The following is a 22,111-nucleotide window of genomic DNA, read 5'->3' on the forward strand; positions in this document are numbered from 1 at the left end:
CGCTCTAGTGCGCGCCCACCGCGACCACGCGGACCACCGCCGAGCCGGCTTCGTCGGACGCGGCCAGGTCGATCTCCGCGCTGATGCCCCAGTCGTGGTCGCCCGCCGGGTCGTCGAAGATCTGGCGGACCTTCCAGACGTCCGGCAGTTGCTCGATGATGATCAGCGCCGGGCCGCGCGCGTCCGGGCCGGTGCCCAGCGCGTCGTACTCCTCGAAGTAGTCCTCGATCGCGTCTTCCCAGGCCTCGGCGTCCCAGCCCGACGCCGCGTCCAGCTCGCCGAGCACGTTCCACGCCCGGCGCCCGAACAGCTCGACCCGGCGGAACAGCTCGTTGCGCACCAGGACGCGGAACGCGCGCTCGTTGCGTGTGACGGCGGGCGGTTCGGCCGGCGGCCGGCTGGATAGGCCCTCTGCTGTGACGTCTCCGGGGTGCCGCAAGGCTTCCCACTCGTCGAGCAGGCTGGAGTCGACCTGCCGGACGAGCTCGCCGAGCCATTCGATGAGGTCCTGCAGCGGCTCGGTCTTCGCCTCGTCGGGGACCGTGTGGCGCAGCGCGTCGTAGGTGTCCGCGAGGTAGCGCAGCACCAGGCCTTCGGACCGGGCGAGCTGGTAGAAGCCGATGTACTCGACGAAGTTCATCGCGCGCTCGTACATGTCGCGCACGACCGATTTCGGCGACAGCTCGTAGTCGTCGACCCACGGGTGGCCCTGCCGGTAGCTGTGGAACGCGCCCTGCAGCAGCTCTTCCAGCGGCTTCGGGTACGAGACGTTCTCGAGCAGCTCCATCCGCTCGTCGTACTCGATGCCCTCGGCCTTCATGGCGTTCACGGCCTCGCCGCGTGCCTTGAACTGCTGCTGCGACAGCACCGGCCGCGGGTTGTCCACAGTGGATTCCACAGTGGACACGACGTCGAGCGGGTAGCTCGGGGACTCCAGGTCGAACAGCTCGATCGCGGCCAGCGCGAACGGCGAAAGCGGCTGGTTGAGCGCGAAGTCGAACTGCAGGTCGACGGTGAGCCGGACGATCCGGCCCTGCTCGTCGGGCTCGGGCAGCCGCTCGACGACGCCGGCGGACAGCAGCGCGCGGTAGATCGCGATGGCGCGCAGGATGAGCTTGCGCTGCGACGCGCGGTCCTCGTGGTTGTCCTCCAGCAGGTGCCGCATGGAGTCGAACGCGTTGCCCGGTCGCGAGATCACGTTCAGCAGCATCGAGTGCGTGACCTTGAAGCTGGACGTCAGCGGCTCGGGCTCGGCCGCGATCAGCCGGTCGAACGTGCTCTCGGTCCAGTTGACGAAGCCCTCCGGCGCCTTCTTCCGGACGATCTTCTTTTTCTTCTTCGGGTCGTCGCCCGCCTTCTCCAGCGCCTTCGCGTTCTCGACGACGTGGTCGGGCGCCTGGACGACGACGTAGCCGTCGGTGTCGTAGCCCGCCCGGCCGGCGCGGCCGGCGATCTGGTGGAACTCGCGCGCCTTGAGGTGGCGCTGGCGGACGCCGTCGTACTTCGTCAGCGCGGAGAAGACCACTGTCCTGATCGGTACGTTGATGCCGACGCCGAGGGTGTCGGTCCCGCAGATCACCTTGAGCAGCCCGGACTGCGCCAAGGTCTCGACCAATCGGCGGTACTTCGGCAGCATGCCGGCGTGGTGCACGCCGATGCCGTGGCGGACCAGCCGCGAGAGCGTCTTGCCGAAGCCGGCGGAGAACCGGAAGTCGCCGAGCAGTTCGGCGATGGCCTCCTTCTCCGCCTTGGTCGTGACGTTGATGCTCATCAGCGTCTGCGCCCGCTCGATGGCCGCGGCCTGCGAGAAGTGCACGACGTAGACCGGCGCCTGGCCGCCGTTGAGCAGCTCGGACATGGTCTCGTGCAGCGGGGTCAGGGCGTACCGGAAGGTCAGCGGCACCGGGCGCTGCACCGACGTGACCACGGCCGTCGGCTTGCCGGTGCGGCGGGTGAGGTCCTTCTCGAAGAAGGACACGTCGCCCAGGGTCGCCGACATCAGGACGAACTGGGCCTTGGGCAGTTCGAGGATCGGCACCTGCCACGCCCAGCCGCGGTCGGGCTCGGAGTAGAAGTGGAACTCGTCGGCCACGACCTGCCCGACGGGGGCGTCGGCCCCGAACCGCAACGCGATGTTCGCCAGGATTTCGGCCGTGCAGCAGATGATCGGCGCGTCCGGGTTGACGGCGGAGTCGCCGGTCATCATCCCGACGTTGTCCGCCCCGAAGATCTCGATGAGCTGGAAGAACTTCTCCGACACCAGGGCTTTGATGGGCGCGGTGTAGTAGCTGCGGCGGCCCTGGGCGAGCGCGGTGAAGTGCGCGCCGACGGCGACGAGGCTCTTCCCGGAGCCGGTCGGCGTCGAGAGGATGACGTTCGATCCGGAGACGACCTCCATCACCGCCTCCTCCTGCGCCGGGTACAGCTCGATGCCCCGTTCGGCCGTCCAGGTCGTGAAGGCTTCGAAGAGGGTGTCGGGGTCGGGATCCGCAGGCAGGAGGTCTGTGAGAGTCATCAGACGTCCATCGTGCCATCCGCTCGTCGCAAAGTCGGCAGGGGCGATCGCATCACGAGTGGTAAACCCGTAGGCTTCGCGGTACCGCGCATCGACCGGGGGATACTTTCGGTCTCGCGCGCACACGGGCGGTAATCCGGAGGGCTTAGGAATGGCACAGGACATCATCCCGATCGAACTCGGCCTGCCGCAGGGTGACGTCGTCACCTTGTGGGCGCCGCGCTGGCGGGAGGACGGCGAGGAGTGGGAAGCGTTCCTCGGCGACGAGGACGACCTGTACGCGTTCCCGGACGCCGCCCACCTGGCGGCGTTCGTGCGCACCTCCGAGCGGCACGACCTGCTGGATCACCCGGCGTGGGACGCGGTTCCGTCGCTGAACGTCCCGGAGCTGATCCCGGACGAGGACCACACGTACGACCTCGTCGGAGTGCCCGAGCTCGTCGCCGAAGAGCCGGACATCTGGCACATCGCGGAGCTCGCCGAGATCATCGGCATCGTGCGGTCGCTCGCCGACGTCTGCGACCTCGAAGAGGTCCACGAGATCCTCGACTCGACCGAGGGCTTCTCGCTGCTCGACCAGGGCACCCTCCCGTTCACCGGGAGCGTCGGCGTCCAGGTGTGGAACGACCTGTCCGAGACGGTGTCGCAGAAGTGGGACACCGTGCTGGACGCGATCGACGGCCTGGTGACCGCGCCCGACGTCGACGAGAAGGTCCTGGAGCAGACCGCCGAGGAGCTGGCGGCGTTCCACGAGGAGTCCGCGGAGGCCGAGGCCGGCGCCGAGGGTGAAGAGGACCTCGAGGCGATCGACTCCGCCGACGCGGATGACGACGCCGAAGACGAAGAGGACGAAGGTCCGGTCGGCTTCTGGGCCGAGGTCGGCATCGACCCGATCAAGATCATCACCTCCGGCGCGGAGTACTACACGCTGCGCTGCTACCTCGACGACTCGCCGGTGTTCCTCGGCAGCGAGGGCGAGATCGACGTCTACACGTCCGAGAAGGCGCTGGCGCGGGCCCTGGCCGACGGCAAGGACCTCGCCGACACCGACCTCGCCGACGTGTCCACGTGGGAAGAGGTGCTGGCGAAGGCCACGGCCGGCGAGCTCGAGATCGAGGTCGACCAGGAGAACACCTACGTCCTGTCCGGCATCGACGCCGACATCGCGGAAGGCCCGGAGGCGATCGACCCGACCCAGCTCGAGCTGGCCGTCGAGCTGATCACCGACGCGGCCGACTGGGCGGGCGACGACACGGCCGAGACCGCACTGGCGAGCAACGAAAGCCTGGGCTGGCTGGTCTCGTTCGTCCTGCGCCCGGACCCGACGCGCCTCGAGCCGAGCGCCCCGTTCGACGCGGAGCAGGGCTCGTGGCGCAAGCTGGTGGAGACGTTCGAAAACCGCCTCACCGTCGCCTGATCTTCCGACCTCACGAAGGCCACCTCCCGTCCGGGAGGTGGCCTTCGTCGTGTCGTCCATCCAGGTACGCGAGTCGTCCCTCCAGGTACGCGAGTCGTCCATCCAGGTACGGGCGACACACCGGACTCGCGTGATCCGAGGGTCGACTCGCGTACTCAGGCGGACGACACGCGTACCCAGCCGGACGACACGCGTACCCGGGCGGACGACACGGGGTCAGTCCTCTGTGGTGCGCTCCGCGCGGACCGGGACCACCGCTATCGCCAGGGCCGGGAAGATCGCCGCGACGCAGAAGGCCAGCGCGTAGCGGCTGTCGCCGATCACCAGGCCCAGCAGGGGCGGGGTCAGGGACGCCGCGATGTTCTGGCCCGTGTTCTGCGTGCCCATCGCGCGGCCCGACCACGCCAGGCCGGCCAGCTCGGCCGACGCGGTGAAGCCGAGGCCGTTGTCGGCGACCGTGATGATCCCGGCCAGCGCCACCGCGAGCAGCACCAGCCACGGCCACGTCGCGTCGCCCAGTGCCACCAGCAGCATCACCGCGCAGCTGGCGAACGCGAGCTGCCGCATCGGGCGCAACCGGCTGCCGACGCGGTCGGACCACCAGCCCGACCCGAGCCGGCCCGCCGCCCCCAGGATCTGGACCACCGCCAGGTACCAGCCCGCGGACAGCGCGCTCCAGTGCTGCACCGCGACCAGGTACACCGGCGCGAAGGCCGAGACTGCGAACTGCGGGACCACCAGCAACGCGCTCGCGCCGTGCACCCGCCACAGCGTCGCGTGCCGGTACGGCGAAGGCGGCTTCTCCCCCGTTGCCGGCTTGGGCGGCCGCGGCGGGTCCGTGACGAGCCAGGCCACGAGCAGCGCGACGACGATCGCCAGCCCGGCCGGCAGCAGCACCGCCGCGCGGAACCCGAAGTGCGCGGCCAGGGGCGGCAGCCCGAGCGCGGCGACGCCGACCCCCAGCGGCTGGGCCGTCTGGCGGATCCCCATCGCGACCCCGCGCTCGGACTTCGCGAACCAGCCCATGACGACCCGGCCGCTCGCCGCGTTCACCGACGCCGAACACGCTCCGGCAGCAAGGAACACCCCGAAGAGCAGCCCGACGGAGTGAGCGCCGAGCCCGGCGTACACCAGGAGTAACCCTGAAGCCCCCAGGCCGAGGGCCATGATCAGGCGCTCTCCGTAACGGTCCGCAGCCGCGCCCCACACGATCAGGGTGAACAACAACCCGATGCTGGGGGCCGCGACGACCGTGCCGGCCTGGGCCAGCGTCAGCCCCTCGGCCGCCCGCATCGCCGGGACCAGGAACGGGATGCCGTAGAGGAACGAACAGCTCGCGGTCTGGGCGGCAAGACCGAGCGCAAGGATGAGCCACCGTCGTGAACTCGCCTGCACCTGCTCGATCGACCCGCCCTTGACCTGCGCCATCGTCTTCACCGTCTCAAATATTGAGAACAACTTCCTACATAGTGAACGATAGTTGTCGTGCCTAAGGACCGCAACCACCATCCGGCGGTCGCGGTCCGAAGGCGCCGGGGTCAGCGCAGGGCGGCGTACCCGGGCTTGATCACGTCGTCGATCAGCGCGAGCCGGGAGTCGAAATCTATGAAGGCGGATTTCATCGCATTGATCGTGAACCAGCGCAGCTCGTCCAGGTCATAGCCGAAGGTCTCGTGCAGCGCAGCGAATTCGCTGGTCATCGTGCATCCGCTCATCAGCCGGTTGTCCGTGTTGACGGTCACCCGGAAGCGCAGCTTCGCCAGCAGGCCGATGGGGTGCTCGGCGATCGAGCGCGCGGCGCCTGTTTGGACGTTCGACGTCGGGCAGATCTCCAGCGGGATGCGGCGGTCGCGGACATAGGCGGCCAACCGTCCAAGGTGGACCGTGCCGTCGGCGTCACTCTTGATGTCCTCGATGATCCGCACGCCGTGCCCGAGCCGTTCGGCACCGCAGTGCTGAATCGCCTCCCAAATGGACGGAAGACCGAACGCTTCACCGGCGTGAATGGTGAAATGCGCATTGTTCTGCCGCAAATACTCGAAAGCGTCGAGATTGCGGGTCGGCGGGAATCCGTCTTCCGGGCCGGCGATGTCGAACCCGACGACGCCGGCGTCGCGGTAGCGGACGGCCAGGTTCGCGATCTCGAGGGCCCGGGCGTGCTGGCGCATCGCGCAGAGCAACGTCCCGATCCGGATCGAACCGCCGGCCGCGGCCACACGCTGTGTGCCCTCCGTGAACCCCGCCTGGACAGCCTCGACCACCGTATCGAGTGACAGACCGCGTTCGACGAACAACTCCGGTGCGTAGCGCACCTCGGCGTAGACGACGCCGTCGGCGGCCAGGTCTTCGACAGCTTCCGCGGCGACTCTGACCAGGGCTTCCTCCGTTTGCATCACCCCGCAGGTGTGCGCGAACGTCTCGAGGTAGGAGACGAGTGAGCCGGAGTCCGCCGCTTGGCGGAACCAGCTGCCCAGCTCGGCGGGGTCGCTGGTGGGCAGGCCGGCATAACCGGTGGCGTCGGCGAGCTCGGCCACGGTGGCGGGCCGCAGCCCGCCGTCCAGGTGGTCGTGCAGCAGCACCTTGGGCGCGCGGCGGAGCGTCTCGATGGGCAGAACAGGGGTTTCGTCGGACATCCCCCAACGGTAACCTCGTTGTCATTCCCCTACATGGCCGTAACTCTCAGCCTCGGGCTAACCCTCAGCGTCGAGGATCGGGTAACGAATCGGCCATCCGGGGGCAGCCTCCGCAATACCCGCTTCACGGGGGCCATACACAGAGCAATTTCGCAATCGTTAAGCTTCGTGGCACGTCCCTCCATTTCCCCGCCGACGAAGGACACACAGCAGTGACCACTGACAACCACATTGCCGCCCCGTCCTTCGACCGGATGCGCAACATGCTGGTGCGCGCGGCCGAAGTGCGTGAGAGCGAGCAGCAGCAGATCTTCGACGCGCTCGACGACATCTACGCCCGCCTCGCGCCGGTGGACTCGCTGGGCGCGGTCCGCAAGCGGCTCTCCGAGATGCCCGACCGCACCGAGGTCAGCGTCCTGGCCGAGCGCCTCGACGAGACGATGTCCCGGCTGGAGGCCCAGGACAACGCCATCGCCGCGCTGACCCGCGCCGTCGAGAGCATCGTCGACAAGCTGGCCAAGCCGTTCGCGCAGCTCGACGGCCGCCTCGACGGCATGGCCTCGCGCTTCGAGGGCGTCGCGGGCCGGATGGACGGACTCGAGGACAAGCTCCAGAACATCCACCGCCGGATCGACGAGGTCGGCGGCCACCTCGACAAGCAGGACGCGAAGCTCGACTCGATCCCGCAGTCGGTGCTCGGCCCGGTCCGCGAGCGGATCGAGCAGAGCGAGGCGTCGCTGCGCGACCGCGTCGACCACGCCGACCACGAGCTGCGGAACAAGGTCGACGAGCTGAGCCGCGTCACGCAGGAGCGGATCGGCGAGCTGGACCGCGTCACTGGCGAGCGGATCGGCGCGAACACCGAGGCGCTCAAGGTCGCGCTGACCGAGACCGGCGAGATGATCGACGCCTCGGACCGCCTGGAGAAGCTCGGCAACCGCCTCGAGACGGTCACCACCCGCCTCGACGACCTGGCCGGCCGCCTCGACAAGGTGGAAGACGGCTTCCTGTCCGGCATCGGCGACCTCGACGGCGCGCTCAAGGCCGGGCTGTCCAAGGTCGAGGGCACGCTGTCCAAGCAGCCGGACACCGACTCGCTCGACTCGCTGGTGCGCAAGAGCAACGACGAGAGCGTCCGCCGCATCGGCGGCCAGCTCGACGAAGCGATGGCGACGTTCGCGGAGCTCATGCTCGGCGGCGGCCCCGCCGTGCAGCAGATCTCGCCCCCGCCGCCGGCCCCGCGCCAGCCGCGTCGCAGCTCCCGCAACGGCCGCGCCCCGAAGCCGGCCGACGCCAAGGCCAAGCCGGGCGAAGGCCCGGAAGAGCCCACAGAGTAAGCAAGCCCCACGAAGAGGCCCCCGCCGGGTACACCCGGTGGGGGCCTCTTTCATTTTCGGAGTAACCACTCCGGAACACTTTCATAGAGAAAGTGACGCTTCGAGGGCCCCAAGGCTGAGCTTTCGTAGGGAAAGATGCGCGTGGGGTCACTCGGTCGGGTGATCATCTTCGCGATGATCCTCACACCGTGCCGTGGATCGTCGCCCGGACGATCGGCGACGGGGCGGGGGCCGCGGAGGCCACCGTGAAGCCGCCTTCGAGGGCCGCCAGGGCCGCGGGGACCGCGGAAGGCGTGTCCGTGTGCAGTTCCAGCAGCGGCTCACCCTCGGTGACGGGCTCGCCGGGCTTGGCCAGGCACAGCACGCCCGCCGCGGCCTGGACCGGATCCTCCTTGCGGGCCCGGCCCGCGCCCAGCCGCCACGACGCGACGCCCACCGCGTACGCGTCCAGCGAAGCCAGCACCCCGGAAGCCGGGGCGACCACCGTGTGGACGTGCGACGGCTTCGGCAACGGCGCCGACGGGTCGCCGCCCTGGGCCGAGATCATCCGGCACCACGTCTCGTACGCCTCGCCCGACGCCAGCACCGCCGCCGGATCCGCGGAAATACCGGCCAGCGCCAGCATCTCCCGGGCCAGCGCCAGGGTCAGCTCGACGACGTCCGACGGGCCACCACCCTGCAAGACGGAAACCGACTCCGCGACCTCGACCGCGTTGCCGACCGCGCGGCCCAGCGGGACGTTCATGTCGGTCAGCAGCGCCGTCGTCGGCACACCGTGCGCGACGCCGATCGAGGTCAACGTCGAGGCAAGCGTGCGCGCCTGGTCGAGCGTCTTCATGAACGCGCCGGACCCGAACTTCACGTCCAGGACCAGCCCGGACGCGCCTTCGGCGATCTTCTTGCTCATGATCGAGCTGGCGATCAGCGGGATCGACTCGACCGTCGAGGTGACGTCCCGCAGCGCGTACAGCTTCTTGTCCGCCGGAGCCAGCCCGGACGTCGCCGCGCAGACCACCGCGCCGACGTCCTCCAGCTGGGCCTGGATCTCCGCTGTGGTCAGGGAAGCGCGCCAGCCGGGGATGGACTCCAGCTTGTCGAGCGTGCCGCCGGTGTGCCCGAGCCCACGCCCGGACAGCTGCGGCACCGCCGCACCGCACGCGGCCACCAGCGGCGCGAGCGGCAGCGTGATCTTGTCGCCGACACCGCCCGTCGAGTGCTTGTCGACGGTCGGCCGCGAGACGGAGAGCGACAGCCGCTCCCCCGACGCGATCATCGCGCCGGTCCAGCGCGAGATCTCCGCGGAGTCCATACCCCGCAGGAAGATCGCCATCGCCAGCGCCGACATCTGCTCCTCGGCGACCACACCGTGGGTGTAGGCGTCGACGACCCAGTCGATCTGCTCGTCGGACAGCCGGCCGCCGTCCCGCTTCGCACGAATCACGTCTACTGCCGAGAACGCGCGCAGTGCTGATGGTTCGCTAGCAAGCTCGCTCACGGCAGGTCTTCCGGGCCGAAGGCGTCCGGCAGCACGTCCGACATCGGCAGGATGCCGCTGGGCGTGTCCACCAAACAAAGAGAACCGCCCAGCTCGAACAGGATCTGACGGCAGCGCCCGCACGGCATCAGCAGGTCACCCGCGCCGCTGCGGCACGCGACGGCGACGAGCTTGCCGCCGCCGGACAACCGCAGCTGGCCGGCCATCGTGCACTCCGCGCAGAGCCCGAGCCCGTACGACGCGTTCTCGACGTTGCAGCCGATGACCACGCGGCCGTCGTCGACGATCCCGGCGACCCCGACGTGCAGGCCCGAATAAGGCGCGTACGCATGGGAAGCCGCTTCGATGGCCTTCGAACGCAGCGCGTCCCAGTCCACAGAGGACACAGTGGAAGTCATCAGTCCTCACCTCGCCGATAAGGCTGCCCGTCGGCCTTCGGCGGCCGCAGCCGCTGCGAAGCGACGGCGAGCACGATCAGCGTCACGAAGTGCGCGGTGTACGGGATCAGGTCCGACGGCAGCGTGTCGTTGGCCCAGTAGATCAGGTACAGGATCCCGGCGCCGACGACGCCGAGCCCGGCCGCGATCCACTGCTTGCGGAACAGCTGCACGACGACGATCACGGCGACCAGGATCACCGCGCCGTACAGCAGCGCGAGCACCGCTTCACCGCCGCCGGAAAGCTGCAGGCCGTCGGCGTAGCCGAACAGCGCCGCGCCGCCGAGGAGGCCGCCCGGGCGCCAGTTGCCGAAGATCATCGCCGCGAGGCCGATGTAGCCGCGGCCGTTGGTCTGGTTCTCCAGGTAGTCCGCGCCGCCGCGCAGGAGCACCAGCGACGCGCCGCCCATCCCGGCGAACGCGCCCGAGATCAGCATCGCGACGTACTTGTGCCGGTAGACGTTGACCCCGAGGGATTCCGCGGCCACCGGGTTCTCGCCGCACGAGCGCAGCCGCAGGCCGAAGCGCGTGCGCCACAGGATCCAGAAGCTCACCGGTACCAGGACGATCGCGATCATCGTCAGCGGCGCCACCTCGGTGACGAGCCCGCGCAGGATGCCGGCGACGTCGGAGATCCCGACACGCTGCTCCTTTTCGAGGTCACCGAGCCAGTCGGAGAGGCCGCTCGCGGAGTAGGTGTCGAACTTCGGCACCACCGGCGACTGCCGCGGGTTGCCGGAGATCGGCTCGAAGATCAGGTTCGCCAGGTACTTCGTGACGCCGAGGCCCAGCAGGTTGATCGCGACGCCGGAGACGATGTGGTTGACGTTGAACGTCACCGTCGCGACCGCGTGCAGCAGGCCGCCCAGCGCGCCGAACGCGATCGCGGCCAGCAGGCCGGCCCACACCCCGCCGTTGTACGAACCCCAGGCGGCGCCCCAGGTCCCGAGGATCATCATGCCCTCGAGACCGATGTTGACGACGCCGGCGCGTTCGGCCCAGAGGCCGCCGAGCGCGCACAGCAGGATCGGCAGCGCCAGGCGCAAGGCCGTCGACGCGGTGTTGGACGACGTCAGCGCGGAGACGCCGGTGGAGTACGACGCCGTCGAGATGACGGCGATGGCGATCACGGCCCAGATGACCCCGCGGAGCCAGCCGGGGATGCGGGATCGCTTGCGGTGCACCGGCATCGCGCCGGGGCTGCCCGCGTCGGGCCGGGAAACGTCGGTGACGGCCATCAGACGGCACCTCCCCCGGCGACCGAAGCGCTCTTGCCGCTCAGTGCGCGGCCCACTCTGCGTTGTTCGGCCGCCAGATCGGCACGCCGCACGATCTCGTACGCCACGACGACCGACAGCACGATGATGCCCTGCATGATCGTCGCGATCTCCTTGGACACGTTGATCTGCTCCAGCGACACCGCCGAGGTGTCGAGGAACGCCCACAGCAGCGCGCCGAGCGCGATGCCGCCGGGGTGGTTGCGGCCCAGCAGCGCGACCGCGATGCCGGTGAAGCCGTACATCTGGGTCGAGGTGATGCCGTAGGTGTAGTCGCGGCCGAGCAGCTCGGGCATCGCGACCAGGCCGGCGACACCGCCCGAGAGCACCATCGCGATCAGCGTCATCTTCTTGGCGTTGACGCCACCCGCGGCGGCCGCGGTGGTCGACTCGCCGGACGCCTTGAGCTCGAAGCCGAACCGCGTGCGGTTGAGCATGAACCAGTAGGCGGCACCGATGATCGCCGCGATGATCACGAACCCGAAGAGCGTGCCGGAGCCGAGCGGGATGCCGGGGATCCGGCCGGACGGCGCGATCTCCTTCGTCCCGATGTTGTTGCCGGTCTGCACGCCGAACTGGTCGGCGTTGATGAGGAAGGCGATGATCCCGCCGACGATCGAGTTCAGCATGATCGTCGCGATCACCTCGCTCACCCCGCGGGTTACCTTCAAGACCGCCGGAATGGCCGCGTAGAAGGCGCCGGCGACGACCGCGACGATGATGATGACCAGCGTGTGGATCACCGGCGGCAGGTTCAGCGCGCCGCCGACGATGGCCGCGACGACCGCGGCGAACCGGTACTGGCCCTCGACACCGATGTTGAAGAGGTTCATCTGGAAGCCGATGGCGACCGCGAGCCCGGACAGGTAGTACACGGTCGCGAGGTTCACGGTGTCGACCGAGGTCGAGCCCTTGAACATCTGGCCGATCATCGTGCCGTACGCCTGGAGCGGGTCGGCCCCCGAGATGATCAGCGCGATGGCCGACAGCAGCACGGCGAACACGATCGCCAGCAACGGTGGCAGCAGTTTGGTACGCCAGGAAGTCATTCTGTGTCACCCGCCGTGTCGTCTTCGGCGCCGGTCATCGCCGAGCCCAGTTCCTGCGGCGTCACGGTGGCGGGGTCGGCCTCGCTGACGAGCCGCCCGCGCAGCATGACGCGGATCGTGTCGGACAGGCCGATGAGCTCGTCGAGGTCGGCCGAGATCAGCAGCACGGCGAGGCCGGCGGCGCGCGCCTGGCGGATGTTCTCCCAGATCAGCGCCTGCGCGCCGACGTCGACACCGCGGGTCGGGTGCGAGGCGATGAGCAGCACCGGGTTGCCGGACAGCTCCCGCCCGACGATCAGCTTCTGCTGGTTGCCGCCGGAGAGCGCCGCGGCGGGGACGTCGATCCCCGGCGTGCGGACGTCGTACTCGCGCACGATCCGCTCGGTGTCCGCGCGCGTGCCCGCGATGTCGAGCAACTGTCCTTTGGAGACCGGTTCGCGGGTCTGGTACCCGAGGATCCGGTTGACCCACAACGGTTGGGTGAGCAGCAGGCTGTGGCGAGTGCGGTCCTCGGCGATGTAGCCGATGCCCGCTTCGCGGCGCGCCAGCGTGCCGGCCTTCGTCAGGTCGCGCGCCTTGGCGCCTGTGTCAGTCTCATGAATGAGCTCGATGGTGCCACCGGACGCCTTGCGCATGCCCATGATGGTCTCGACGAGCTCGGTCTGGCCGTTGCCCTCGACGCCGGCGACACCGAGCACCTCGCCCGCGTGCACGGTGAAGGAGACGTCGTCGAGCGCGTTGCGGTCGGAGCCCTCGGCCCCCAGCGTCAGCCCGGTCAGGCGCAGCACGGCCCGGTCGGTGACGGTGGACTCGCGGGTCTCCGGGCTGGGCAGCTCGGAGCCGACCATCATCTCGGCGAGCTGGCGCGAGGTGATGGTCTTGGGGTCGGCCGTGCCGACGGTGGTGCCGCGCCGGATCACCGTGACGGTGTCGGCGATCGCGCGCACCTCGTCGAGCTTGTGCGAGATGAAGAGGAAGGTGTACCCGTCGGCCTTCATCTCCCGGACCGTCGCGAAGAGCGCGTCGACCTCCTGCGGCACGAGCACCGCGGTCGGCTCGTCCAGGATGATGATCTTGGCGCCGCGGTAGAGCACCTTGACGATCTCGACGCGCTGGCGGTCGGCCACGCCGAGCTCTTCGAGCAGCGTGTCCGGCTTGGCGTGCAGGCCGGTCCGCTGCGCGAGCTCGGCCAGCCGCGCGCGGGCGGCGCGGCCGATGCCGTGCAGGCCCTCGGCGCCGAGGAAGACGTTCTCGCCGACGGTGAGGTTGTCGGCGAGCATGAAGTGCTGGTGCACCATGCCGATGCCGGCGCGGATGGCGTCCTGCGGGTTGCGCAGTTTCACCTCGTCGCCGTTGATCGCGATGGTGCCCTCGTCCGGCGGCTGCATGCCGTAGAGGATCTTCATCAGGGTGGACTTGCCGGCGCCGTTCTCACCACAGATGGCGTGCACCTCGCCGGCGGCGACGGTGAGGTTGACGTCGGAGTTGGCCACCACGCCAGGGAAACGTTTGGTGATCCCGGTCAGCTGGACGGCGGGCACGCCCCGGTCGGGGACGGCCGCGGCCGGGGCCTCGGCAGTGCTCATGGGCGGGAGAGTTCCATCTCTGTCAAAACACGTGAGGGCTCGGAGGGCACCTGCCCTCCGAGCCCTGCCCGCGTTGTCAGTTACTTCTGCGGCTTGTCCGAAACGGTGATCGCGCCCGAGATGATCTGGGCCTTGTAGCCGTCCAGGACGTCCTTGATGTCGTCGACCTTGCCACCGGAGGTGGAGTAACCGACGCCGTCGACCTTGAGGTCGAACCGCTTCGGCAGGGTCGTCAGGTCGCCCTTGGCGACGGCCGTGATGTAGTCGAACACCGCGACGTCGACCCGCTTGAGCATGGACGTGATGATGACGTCCTTGTCGGCCTCGACGGTCTTCTGGTTGTACTGGTCGGAGTCGACGCCGATGGCCAGCGCGTTGCCCGACTTGGCGGCGTCGAAGACACCCTTACCGGAGGCGCCGGCGGCGTGGTAGATGACGTCCGCGCCCTTGGCGATCTCGGCCTGCGCCTTCGCGTTGCCCTTCGGCGGGTCCTGGAACCCGGAGAAGTCACCGGCCGGCGTGAGGTACTCGTCCTCGATCTTGATCTTGCTGGAAACGGTCTTCGCGCCCTGCAGGAAGCCCGCCTCGAACTTCTGGATCAGCGGGGTGTTGACACCACCGACGAAGCCGATGTGGCAGCTCTTGCTCTTGTACGCGGCGGCGACGCCGGCCAGGAACGAACCCTGCTCCTCGGCGAAGACCAGCGGCGTCACGTTCGGCAGCGTGATCGAGTCGTCGTCGACGATGGCGAACTTGGTGTTCGGGTACTTCGCGGCGATGATCTTGACCGACGGCGCGTAGGCGAACCCGACCGCGACGATCGGGTTCAGGCCCGAGGAGGCCATCTGGTCGAGACGCTGCTGCTTGGCCGACTCGGCCTCGCTGGCGGACGCGGTGCTCTCGCTGACCGTCGTCACGCCCAGGTCGGACTTCGCCTTGTCGGTGCCCGCGGCGGCGGCGTCGTTGAAGGACGCGTCACCCCGGCCGCCGACGTCGAAGGCCAGGCCGATCTTCAGCTGGCTGCCGTCGACCTTGCCGGTGGCGGCGGTGCTGCTGGAGGCGGCGGCGGGCGCCGCGGGCGGCTTCTGCGCGGTCACGCAGTCCGAACCGCCCGACGAAGGCGCGGCACTGTTGTTACTGCTGCCACCGCTCGAGTCCTTGGCGCACCCGGCCAGGGTGAGCACCCCGGCCATGGCCACGGCGGCCAGCGCGGTTCCACGCATGCGACGCAACGTGTGTCTCCCTCCCCGCTGATCCAGCGGATGGTCAAGGGCGCGTCCCGGCCCAACTGCCGGGTCGACCGCCAGACCGTACCCAACGGACAGGAAAGCGCCATAGGAAAGGCACGCTACGTAACACAAACGTTTACTCACGAGTCGCACGCGCGACGAGATGTGCACCCAACGTGATCATCGGGCTTACCGCTCGCCACTTTCGCCGGGTTCGCGGGGGTCGGGACGGCCAAAATGCCGCCGGACGTCACCGATTGTGCCGGGCGTCCGTGATCGACGGCCAGCACGGTCACCCACTGAGACGATAGGCCCAAGGACCGGACGCGGCGCTCGGCCGCGGGGCCTGGACCACGGTCGGTGATCGCCGCGCGGGGCACCGCCGCGGCTTTCACGGCAGATGGAACCACTCGCGCACCCGGCACCGGCTCGCCCGCTGGAACCACCCGCGCCTCCCTCGGCACCCGGCACCCAGCCATCCGCCGACACCTGGCGCCACCCTCCGCTGCCCCGCGCTCACCACCCCCAGCTCGCCGCAAAACGGGTCACCGCCCGAACCACTCGCGCCTTGATTCGCGCCCGGCCCGACTGCCCGCCGACACCTGCGCATCCGGCGACCTCTGCCCGGGCCGCCCCGCGCTCACCAACCCCAGCCCTCCGCAGACCCGGGTCACCACGCAGCCCGCCGAAACCTCGTGCGTGTTCGTGCGCGGCACGCGACTCGCGACCATCACCCGACCGGGCGTCCATCGAGCGAGCGAACCGGCCGCGCCCCGGCCACCCAGCGTCCACAGTGGACCTCGATCGGCTGTGACGGCGCCCACATCGCGACCCGAGCGTCGCAGGTAGAGCCGATACCCGCTGTGGCGCCCGGAAAGCCGTCATCCGTGTGCTCCAGACCACACCTCCGGGTGGCTCCGCGCCACTCCGGTGTCTGGTCCATCACAGAGGGGAACCCGGAGGTGAGCCGTCCGTCCGAAGCGGGTCTAGCATCCCTTGCATCCACGCTCGATGACCTTTGATCTCGGCATTGCCGCCGTAGTTGGCCCAGTGGACCAGCGACGATCAGTGCGGACCTCACCGGTCACCCGGGCACAAGTCAGACGTTGGAGGCCGTTCACCGATGTCCACCACGGCGAGCACTGCCACTGAGGCAGGAGCGAGCGATCGGGCGGGTGCCTCACGCCGGCAGGGGACCTTCTACCGGGGCGACCCCGGCATGTGGTCCTGGGTGCTGCACCGCATCACCGGCGTGCTCACATTCTTCTTCCTGTTCGTGCACGTGCTCGACACCGCGCTGGTGCGCGTGTCGCCGAACACGTACGACCAGGTCATCGAGACCTACAAGACCCCGATCGTCAACCTCCTGGAAGTCGGCCTGGTCGGCGCGGTGCTGTTCCACGCGCTCAACGGCATCCGCGTCATGCTGGTCGACTTCTGGTCGAAGGGCCCGAAGCTGCAGAAGGCGATGCTGTGGGTGATCGGCGTGGTCTGGGTCGTCGTGATGGTCCCCGGTGCGTTCTTCATGCTGAAGCGCACCGTCGAAACGCTCTTCGGGGGTAACTGACATGGCCGACCTCGCCCTCGCGAACCCCCGCGCCCCGAAGCGCCCCGCCGCCCGCCGCAGCAACTTCGAGCTCTACAGCTGGCTGTTCATGCGGATCTCCGGCCTGGCGCTGATCATCCTGGTGCTCGGCCACCTGCTGATCATGAACATCCTCGACGGCGGGGTGCACCGGATCAACTGGGGCTTCGTCGCCGGCCGCTGGGCGTCCCCGTTCTGGCAGTTCTGGGACCTGGCGATGCTCTGGCTCGCCGAGATCCACGGCGGCAACGGGCTGCGCACCATCATCGACGACTACGCCCGCAAGGACAGCACGCGGTTCTGGCTGAAGATCCTGCTGTACGTGTCCATGGTCCTGATCCTGGCCGTCGGCACCATGGTGATCTTCACGTTCGACCCGAACATGCCCGCGAACTGAAGCCCGGAGAGCTCCCACCATGCAGTTCCACAAGTACGACGTGGTGATCGTCGGCGCCGGCGGCGCCGGGATGCGCGCGGCCATCGAGTCCGGCCAGCGCACCCGTACGGCGGTCCTCACCAAGCTCTACCCGACCCGGTCCCACACCGGCGCGGCCCAGGGCGGCATGTGCGCCGCGCTGGCGAACGTCGAAGAGGACAACTGGGAGTGGCACACCTTCGACACGATCAAGGGCGGCGACTACCTGGTCGACCAGGACGCCGCGGAGATCATGGCGAAGGAGGCCATCGACGCGGTCCTCGACCTCGAGAAGATGGGCCTGCCGTTCAACCGCACGCCCGAGGGCAAGATCGACCAGCGCCGCTTCGGCGGGCACACCCGTGACCACGGCAAGGCCGCGGTCCGCCGCGCCTGCTACGCCGCGGACCGCACCGGGCACATGATCCTGCAGACGCTGTACCAGAACTGCGTCAAGTACGGCACGGAGTTCTTCAACGAGTTCTACGTGCTCGACCTCGTCACCAGCCCGGACGAGGACGGCAACCCGGTCGCGTCCGGCGTCGTCGCCTACGAGCTGGCCACCGGCGAGCTGCACGTCTTCCAGGCGAAGTCGATCGTGATGGCCACCGGCGGCGCGGGCAAGATCTTCAAGACGACGTCGAACGCGCACACCCTCACCGGTGACGGCCTCGGCATCATCTTCCGCAAGGGCCTGCCGCTGGAGGACATGGAGTTCTTCCAGTTCCACCCGACCGGCCTCGCCGGCCTGGGCATCCTGATCTCCGAAGCCGTCCGCGGCGAGGGAGGGATCCTGCGCAACGCGTCCGGCGAGCGGTTCATGGAGCGCTACGCCCCCACCATCAAGGACCTCGCGCCGCGCGACATCGTGGCGCGCTCGATGGTGCAGGAAGTGCTGCAGGGGCGCGGGTGCGGGCCGAACAAGGACTACGTCGTCCTGGACGTCACGCACATCCCCGAGGAGACGCTGAACGCGAAACTCCCGGACATCATGGAGTTCTCCCGGACCTACCTGGGCGTCGACCCGGTCAAGGAGCCGGTGCCGGTGTTCCCGACCTGTCACTACGTGATGGGCGGCATCCCGACCAACATCCACGGCGAAGCGCTGCGGGACAACGAGAACGTCATCCCCGGCCTGTACGCCGCCGGCGAGGTCGCGTGCGTGTCCGTGCACGGCTCGAACCGCCTGGGCACGAACTCGCTGCTGGACATCAACGTCTTCGGCCGCCGCGCCGGCATCGCCGCCGCGGAGTACGCGCTGGCGCACGAGCACGTCGAGCTGCCGGAGAACCCGACCACGATGGTCGAAGAGCAGCTGGCGGGCCTGCTGTCGGAGCACGGCGACGAGCGCGTCGCCGACATCCGCAAGGAAATGCAGCAGACGATGGACTCGCACGCGTCGGTGTACCGGACCGAGGACACGCTGAAGCAGGCGCTGACCGACATCCAGGCGCTGAAGGCGCGCTACGAGCGGATCACCGTGTCGGACAAGGGCAAGCGGTACAACACCGACCTGCTCGAGGCCGTCGAGCTGGGCTTCCTGCTGGAGCTGGCCGAGGTGCTGATCGTCGGCGCGATCGCGCGCAAGGAGTCCCGCGGCGGCCACGCGCGCGAGGACTACCCGACCCGCGACGACACGAACTTCATGCGGCACACGATGGCCTACAAGCAGGGTTCCGATCTTGCTTCCGACATCCGGCTCGACTACAAGCCGGTCACCTTCACCCGCTACGAACCGATGGAGCGGAAGTACTGATGACTGCCATTGCCGAAGCTCCCTCGTCTTCCGCTTCCGACGAGCACACCCCGATCACGGTCACGCTGAAGATCCTCCGGTTCAACCCGGAGGTGGATTCGGAGCCGCACTGGGAGTCCTACGAGGTCCCGGCGCAGCGCACCGACCGCCTGCTGAACCTGCTGTTCTACGTCAAGGACTACCTCGACGGCACGTTCTCGTTCCGCCGCTCGTGCGCTCACGGCGTGTGTGGTTCGGACGCGATGCAGATCAACGGCATCAACCGCTTGGCCTGCAAGGTCCTGATGAAGGACCTGCTGTCGTCGTCGGGCAAGCCGACGACGATCACGATCGCCCCGATCAAGGGCCTGACGACGTTGAAGGACCTCTACGTCGACATGGACCCGTTCTTCGAGGCGTACCGCGCGATCAAGCCGTACCTGATCACGTACGGCAACGAGCCGACGCGCGAGCGCATCCAGTCGCAGGCCGACCGCGACCGGTTCGACGACACCACGAAGTGCATCCTGTGCGCGTGCTGCACGTCTTCGTGCCCGGTGTACTGGAACGACGGCTCGTACTTCGGCCCGGCGGCGATCGTGAACGCCCACCGCTTCATCTTCGACTCCCGCGACGAGGGGGCGGAGGAGCGCCTGGACATCCTGAACGACGGCGAAGGTGTGTGGCGCTGCCGCACGACGTTCAACTGCACGGACGCCTGCCCCCGGGGTATCCAGGTGACAAAGGCAATCCAGGAAGTAAAACGAGCCCTGCTCTTCAAGCGCGTCTGAGCCCTGCCGTCCAACGTCCGTGAAGGCCTCCTTGAGGGACTTAGAGTCCCTCAAGGAGGCCTTCACGGATTTCTGGAGTTATCCACAACAGGTGGGTTATCCACAGGGGCGTCGAGCAGCTCTGGCGTCGAGCCACGCACTTGACTCACCATCGGAATGTGCCTAAAAGGGGAAGATGGGCTGAGTACCCCGAACTGCTCAGACACCAAAGTCGCGAGGGCGTGGTCCGGGCACTCACCCTCGAATCACTTGAGATGAGCAGCAAGGTCATCTACAGGAGGTGCCTACCCGGAGGCCCCTGGCAACGGTTACTGCCAGGGATCATCCTGCTGCACAACACGGAGCCGACCAGACGAGAACTGGTCATCGCAGCGTTGCTCTACGGCGGACCGCAATCAGTGGTCACCGGCGTTGAAGCGTGCCGCCGGTACGGTCTCCATATGCCCAGTGAGTTCCCGGCTGGCGATGTGCACGTCCTCATCCCGCATCAGGTCAAGGTTCGCAGCAGCGAGTTCGTCACGATTGAACGAACAGTCAGGTTGCCGAGTCCTTGGGTCCGAGAAGGCATTCCTCTCGCACCACTCGCCCGCGCGACCACTGACGCGGCCCGGCGGGTTCGTGCCGAGGAACCGATCGGCAAACTTTTGGTCGAAGCAGTCCAGCGTGGTCGCTGTTCCCCGGATTCGATCGGTACCGAGCTGAATCATGGGAGCAAACGTGGAACCGCTATGCCTCGCCGCCTGCTGGCCGAATGGGCGGACCTCAGATCGATTGCCGAGGCACGAGCGAAGAAGCTGAGCAGCCAGCTGCCGGTGCCTCCGAGCCATTGGAACGCCGAAGTCCGCGACGAAGCGGGCTGCTATGTCGGCCGACCGGACGGCTGGTGGGATGAGGTCGCGCTGGCCTGGGAGATCGATTCGGTCGACTTTCACTTCTATCGAGACGGCTACGCGCGGACCCTCCAGCGGAACAACCGCTACACGGCGGCCGGCATCACCGTCGTCCAGACACTTCCCTCGCAACTTCGGGACGAGCCCGGCCGCGTACTGGAGGAACTTCGCTCTGCTCACCGCGTGGCCTCGGCGCGCACCCGCCCCACCGTCTCGTTGATCGAGAAATCACCCGACTGTCCGTGAAGGCCTCCTTGAGGGACATAGAGTCCCTCAAGGAGGCCTTCACGGCTATGGAGGGTTAGCGGACGGCGTCTAGGGCGTTGACCAGGCCGTGGCCGTAGTACGAGTTGTCTCGGGTCGGGCCCGAGCACGTTGCTTCGGCCGTGGGGCAGGCCACCGGGTCCGCCTCGCCCGTCAGGAAACGGGACAGCAGCTGCGGTGGGATGCCGCGGAAGCGCGAAGCCAGCAAGGCCGCGACGCCCGCCGCGTGCGGGGAGGCCATCGATGTGCCGCACTTCGAGCCGTACTGGCCGCCGAAGACCGTTGAAGACAGCGGGCAGGACGGGCCCTCGCCGGTGGGCGGGGTCTGCGAGAAGTCGCCGCCGGGGGCCGTGACGTCGATCGAGCCGTAGTTGCTGAACGACGACTTCGTGCCCGCGTAGCCCACCGACGACACCGTCACCACCCCGTCGATCGCCTTGGGCAAGATGCCGCACGACTTGTCCACCGGGTGGGGGCGGTTCGGGTCCGTGGTCTGCGACGTCGTGTCGAAGCCCGAGTTGCCCGCCGCCGAGACGTTCAGGACCCCGTGGTGCGTCGAGTAGGTGATCGCGCGGCGGACCGCTTCGTACGCCGCCGCGTCGCCCGGTTCGCGGGAGCAGAAGAACATGCCCGGGTCGATGTAGTAGCTGTTGTTCGTCACCGGGAAGCCGTGCTTCGCCGCCCAGACGAAGCCGCAGACCGCCGACTCCGGGAAGATATAGCCGTCGTCGTTGACCACCTTCACCGACGCCAGACGAACACCCGGCGCGATGCCCGTGAAGCCCGCCGCCGGGTCCTTGCCCGCGATCGTGCCCGCCACGTGCGTGCCGTGGTCGGACGTCGTCGGGGCCCACGACGCCGGCGTCAGGTCCGGCGCGCCCGTGATGCAGCCCGCCGACTCCGAGGGGGAAACCGCGGCGCGAAGGGCCGGGTGCGTGGCGTCGATGCCCGAGTCCAGGACGCCGACCGTCACCGAACGGCTGCCCTGGTACTTCTTGTTCGCCTCCGGCGCGTGGATCGCCTTCATGTCCCACTGCTGCGCCGACAGGTCACCCGCGGCGGCCACCGACTGGGTGTCCTCCAGCGTCCGGACCGCCCCCAACGAGGACCGGGCGGCACCGGCCGAAGCCACGTCCTTGCCGCCCGAGTAAGCCCGGTAGACGCCGATCTTCTGCTGGAAGTCCGCGTTGCGCGAGCTCGCGATCGCGACGCCGATCTCGCCGTAGTACGCCACCTTGGTGCCGCACTTCGCGGCCAGCTCCTTGTCGACGGCCGACGCGCGCGTGCCCGGCTGGTAGGTCACGACGTACGTGTAGGCCGTGCTCGTGGTGTCACAGGCGACCGGGGCGGCCTCGGCGGCCGGCGCGGCGGCCAGCAGGCCACCTCCGACGACCAGCGCCAGCGGAGCCGCCATTCGGCGTAAACGGGACATTCCACCTCCATGATTCGGTGGCGC

The 22,111-nt window shown here is 68.6% G+C and carries 17 protein-coding genes; 7 read left to right on the forward strand and 10 right to left on the reverse strand.

What is annotated here, in order from left to right; translation table 11 throughout:
* Nucleotides 1–4: 4 nt before the first annotated feature.
* Nucleotides 5–2,515 (reverse strand): DEAD/DEAH box helicase, encoded by a 2,511-nt coding sequence (locus OG494_RS32530; RefSeq protein WP_328445243.1) that lies wholly within the window; start codon nt 2,513–2,515, stop codon nt 5–7.
* Between the two features lie 151 nt (nt 2,516–2,666).
* Between OG494_RS32530 and OG494_RS32535 the strand changes: the two genes are divergently transcribed.
* On the forward strand, nt 2,667–3,932 hold the full coding sequence (locus tag OG494_RS32535; RefSeq protein WP_328445244.1) for a primosomal protein: 1,266 nt from the start codon (nt 2,667–2,669) through the stop codon (nt 3,930–3,932).
* A 216-nt stretch (nt 3,933–4,148) separates the two neighbouring features.
* On the opposite strand, the gene OG494_RS32540 is transcribed toward OG494_RS32535, so the two are convergent.
* Nucleotides 4,149–5,360 (reverse strand): MFS transporter, encoded by a 1,212-nt coding sequence (locus OG494_RS32540; RefSeq protein WP_328459090.1) that lies wholly within the window; start codon nt 5,358–5,360, stop codon nt 4,149–4,151.
* A 110-nt stretch (nt 5,361–5,470) separates the two neighbouring features.
* The gene (locus OG494_RS32545; protein WP_328445246.1) at nt 5,471–6,565 is read right to left on the reverse strand and encodes an adenosine deaminase; all 1,095 of its coding nucleotides are present in this window, start codon (nt 6,563–6,565) and stop codon (nt 5,471–5,473) included.
* 212 nt (nt 6,566–6,777) lie between these two features.
* Here OG494_RS32545 and OG494_RS32550 point away from each other — a divergent pair, with 212 nt between their 5' ends.
* Entirely contained in the window at nt 6,778–7,902 is a 1,125-nt protein-coding gene (locus OG494_RS32550) for a PA containing protein (RefSeq protein ID WP_326955989.1), read from the forward strand.
* Nucleotides 7,903–8,083: 181 nt separating this feature from the next.
* Here the strand turns inward: OG494_RS32550 and OG494_RS32555 are convergent, their stop codons facing one another.
* The 6 genes from OG494_RS32555 to OG494_RS32580 form a co-directional block, all read right to left on the reverse strand.
* A complete protein-coding gene (locus tag OG494_RS32555; RefSeq protein WP_328459091.1) occupies nt 8,084–9,367 on the reverse strand; it encodes a thymidine phosphorylase in 1,284 nt (427 codons plus the stop codon).
* 26 nt (nt 9,368–9,393) lie between these two features.
* Nucleotides 9,394–9,795: a cytidine deaminase gene (locus tag OG494_RS32560; protein ID WP_442874305.1), complete on the reverse strand. Its 402-nt coding sequence runs from the start codon at nt 9,793–9,795 to the stop codon at nt 9,394–9,396.
* Nucleotides 9,795–11,072, reverse strand: coding sequence for an ABC transporter permease (locus tag OG494_RS32565; protein WP_328445252.1), 1,278 nt, complete (start codon nt 11,070–11,072; stop codon nt 9,795–9,797). Before OG494_RS32565 ends, OG494_RS32560 begins: the two co-directional genes overlap by 1 nt.
* Entirely contained in the window at nt 11,072–12,160 is a 1,089-nt protein-coding gene (locus tag OG494_RS32570; protein WP_328445253.1) for an ABC transporter permease, read from the reverse strand. Before OG494_RS32570 ends, OG494_RS32565 begins: the two co-directional genes overlap by 1 nt.
* Nucleotides 12,157–13,746 carry an ABC transporter ATP-binding protein gene (locus OG494_RS32575; protein WP_328445254.1) on the reverse strand — a complete coding sequence of 530 codons (1,590 nt, stop codon included), beginning with the start codon at nt 13,744–13,746 and terminating at the stop codon, nt 12,157–12,159. Before OG494_RS32575 ends, OG494_RS32570 begins: the two co-directional genes overlap by 4 nt.
* 80 nt (nt 13,747–13,826) lie before the next feature.
* Entirely contained in the window at nt 13,827–14,969 is a 1,143-nt protein-coding gene (locus tag OG494_RS32580) for a BMP family lipoprotein (RefSeq protein WP_328445255.1), read from the reverse strand.
* Nucleotides 14,970–16,098: 1,129 nt separating this feature from the next.
* Here OG494_RS32580 and sdhC point away from each other — a divergent pair.
* The 5 genes from sdhC (at nt 16,099) to OG494_RS32605 (ending at nt 20,637) form a co-directional block, all read left to right on the forward strand.
* A complete protein-coding gene (gene sdhC / locus OG494_RS32585; protein WP_086861784.1) occupies nt 16,099–16,542 on the forward strand; it encodes a succinate dehydrogenase, cytochrome b556 subunit in 444 nt (147 codons plus the stop codon).
* A 1-nt stretch (nt 16,543) separates the two neighbouring features.
* Entirely contained in the window at nt 16,544–16,957 is a 414-nt protein-coding gene (locus OG494_RS32590) for a succinate dehydrogenase hydrophobic membrane anchor subunit (protein WP_247060758.1), read from the forward strand.
* Between the two features lie 19 nt (nt 16,958–16,976).
* Complete coding sequence (gene sdhA, locus OG494_RS32595; RefSeq protein WP_328445264.1) at nt 16,977–18,731, forward strand: succinate dehydrogenase flavoprotein subunit; 1,755 nt, start codon at nt 16,977–16,979, stop codon at nt 18,729–18,731.
* Nucleotides 18,731–19,501: a succinate dehydrogenase iron-sulfur subunit gene (locus OG494_RS32600; RefSeq protein ID WP_328445266.1), complete on the forward strand. Its 771-nt coding sequence runs from the start codon at nt 18,731–18,733 to the stop codon at nt 19,499–19,501. Before sdhA ends, OG494_RS32600 begins: the two co-directional genes overlap by 1 nt.
* Before the next feature lie 254 nt (nt 19,502–19,755).
* Complete coding sequence (locus OG494_RS32605; RefSeq protein WP_328445268.1) at nt 19,756–20,637, forward strand: hypothetical protein; 882 nt, start codon at nt 19,756–19,758, stop codon at nt 20,635–20,637.
* Nucleotides 20,638–20,692: 55 nt separating this feature from the next.
* On the opposite strand, the gene OG494_RS32610 is transcribed toward OG494_RS32605, so the two are convergent.
* The gene (locus tag OG494_RS32610) at nt 20,693–22,087 is read right to left on the reverse strand and encodes a S8 family peptidase (RefSeq protein ID WP_328445270.1); all 1,395 of its coding nucleotides are present in this window, start codon (nt 22,085–22,087) and stop codon (nt 20,693–20,695) included.
* Nucleotides 22,088–22,111: the final 24 nt, after the last annotated feature.

This window comes from Amycolatopsis sp. NBC_00438 (assembly GCF_036026695.1).
Classification (GTDB): Bacteria; Actinomycetota; Actinomycetes; order Mycobacteriales; family Pseudonocardiaceae; genus Amycolatopsis.

Bases quoted from the DNA above. Each gene is read 5' to 3' on its own strand.
- OG494_RS32530 (WP_328445243.1), bottom strand. From the start codon at position 2,515: ATGACTCTCACAGACCTCCTGCCTGCGGATCCCGACCCCGACACCCTC.
- OG494_RS32535 (WP_328445244.1), top strand. From the start codon at position 2,667: ATGGCACAGGACATCATCCCGATCGAACTCGGCCTGCCGCAGGGTGAC.
- OG494_RS32540 (WP_328459090.1), bottom strand. From the start codon at position 5,360: ATGGCGCAGGTCAAGGGCGGGTCGATCGAGCAGGTGCAGGCGAGTTCA.
- OG494_RS32545 (WP_328445246.1), bottom strand. From the start codon at position 6,565: ATGTCCGACGAAACCCCTGTTCTGCCCATCGAGACGCTCCGCCGCGCG.
- OG494_RS32560 (WP_442874305.1), bottom strand. From the start codon at position 9,795: ATGACTTCCACTGTGTCCTCTGTGGACTGGGACGCGCTGCGTTCGAAG.
- OG494_RS32565 (WP_328445252.1), bottom strand. From the start codon at position 11,072: ATGGCCGTCACCGACGTTTCCCGGCCCGACGCGGGCAGCCCCGGCGCG.
- OG494_RS32570 (WP_328445253.1), bottom strand. From the start codon at position 12,160: ATGACTTCCTGGCGTACCAAACTGCTGCCACCGTTGCTGGCGATCGTG.
- OG494_RS32575 (WP_328445254.1), bottom strand. From the start codon at position 13,746: ATGAGCACTGCCGAGGCCCCGGCCGCGGCCGTCCCCGACCGGGGCGTG.
- OG494_RS32580 (WP_328445255.1), bottom strand. From the start codon at position 14,969: ATGCGTGGAACCGCGCTGGCCGCCGTGGCCATGGCCGGGGTGCTCACC.
- sdhC (WP_086861784.1), top strand. From the start codon at position 16,099: ATGTCCACCACGGCGAGCACTGCCACTGAGGCAGGAGCGAGCGATCGG.
- OG494_RS32590 (WP_247060758.1), top strand. From the start codon at position 16,544: ATGGCCGACCTCGCCCTCGCGAACCCCCGCGCCCCGAAGCGCCCCGCC.
- sdhA (WP_328445264.1), top strand. From the start codon at position 16,977: ATGCAGTTCCACAAGTACGACGTGGTGATCGTCGGCGCCGGCGGCGCC.
- OG494_RS32600 (WP_328445266.1), top strand. From the start codon at position 18,731: ATGACTGCCATTGCCGAAGCTCCCTCGTCTTCCGCTTCCGACGAGCAC.
- OG494_RS32605 (WP_328445268.1), top strand. From the start codon at position 19,756: ATGAGCAGCAAGGTCATCTACAGGAGGTGCCTACCCGGAGGCCCCTGG.
- OG494_RS32610 (WP_328445270.1), bottom strand. From the start codon at position 22,087: ATGTCCCGTTTACGCCGAATGGCGGCTCCGCTGGCGCTGGTCGTCGGA.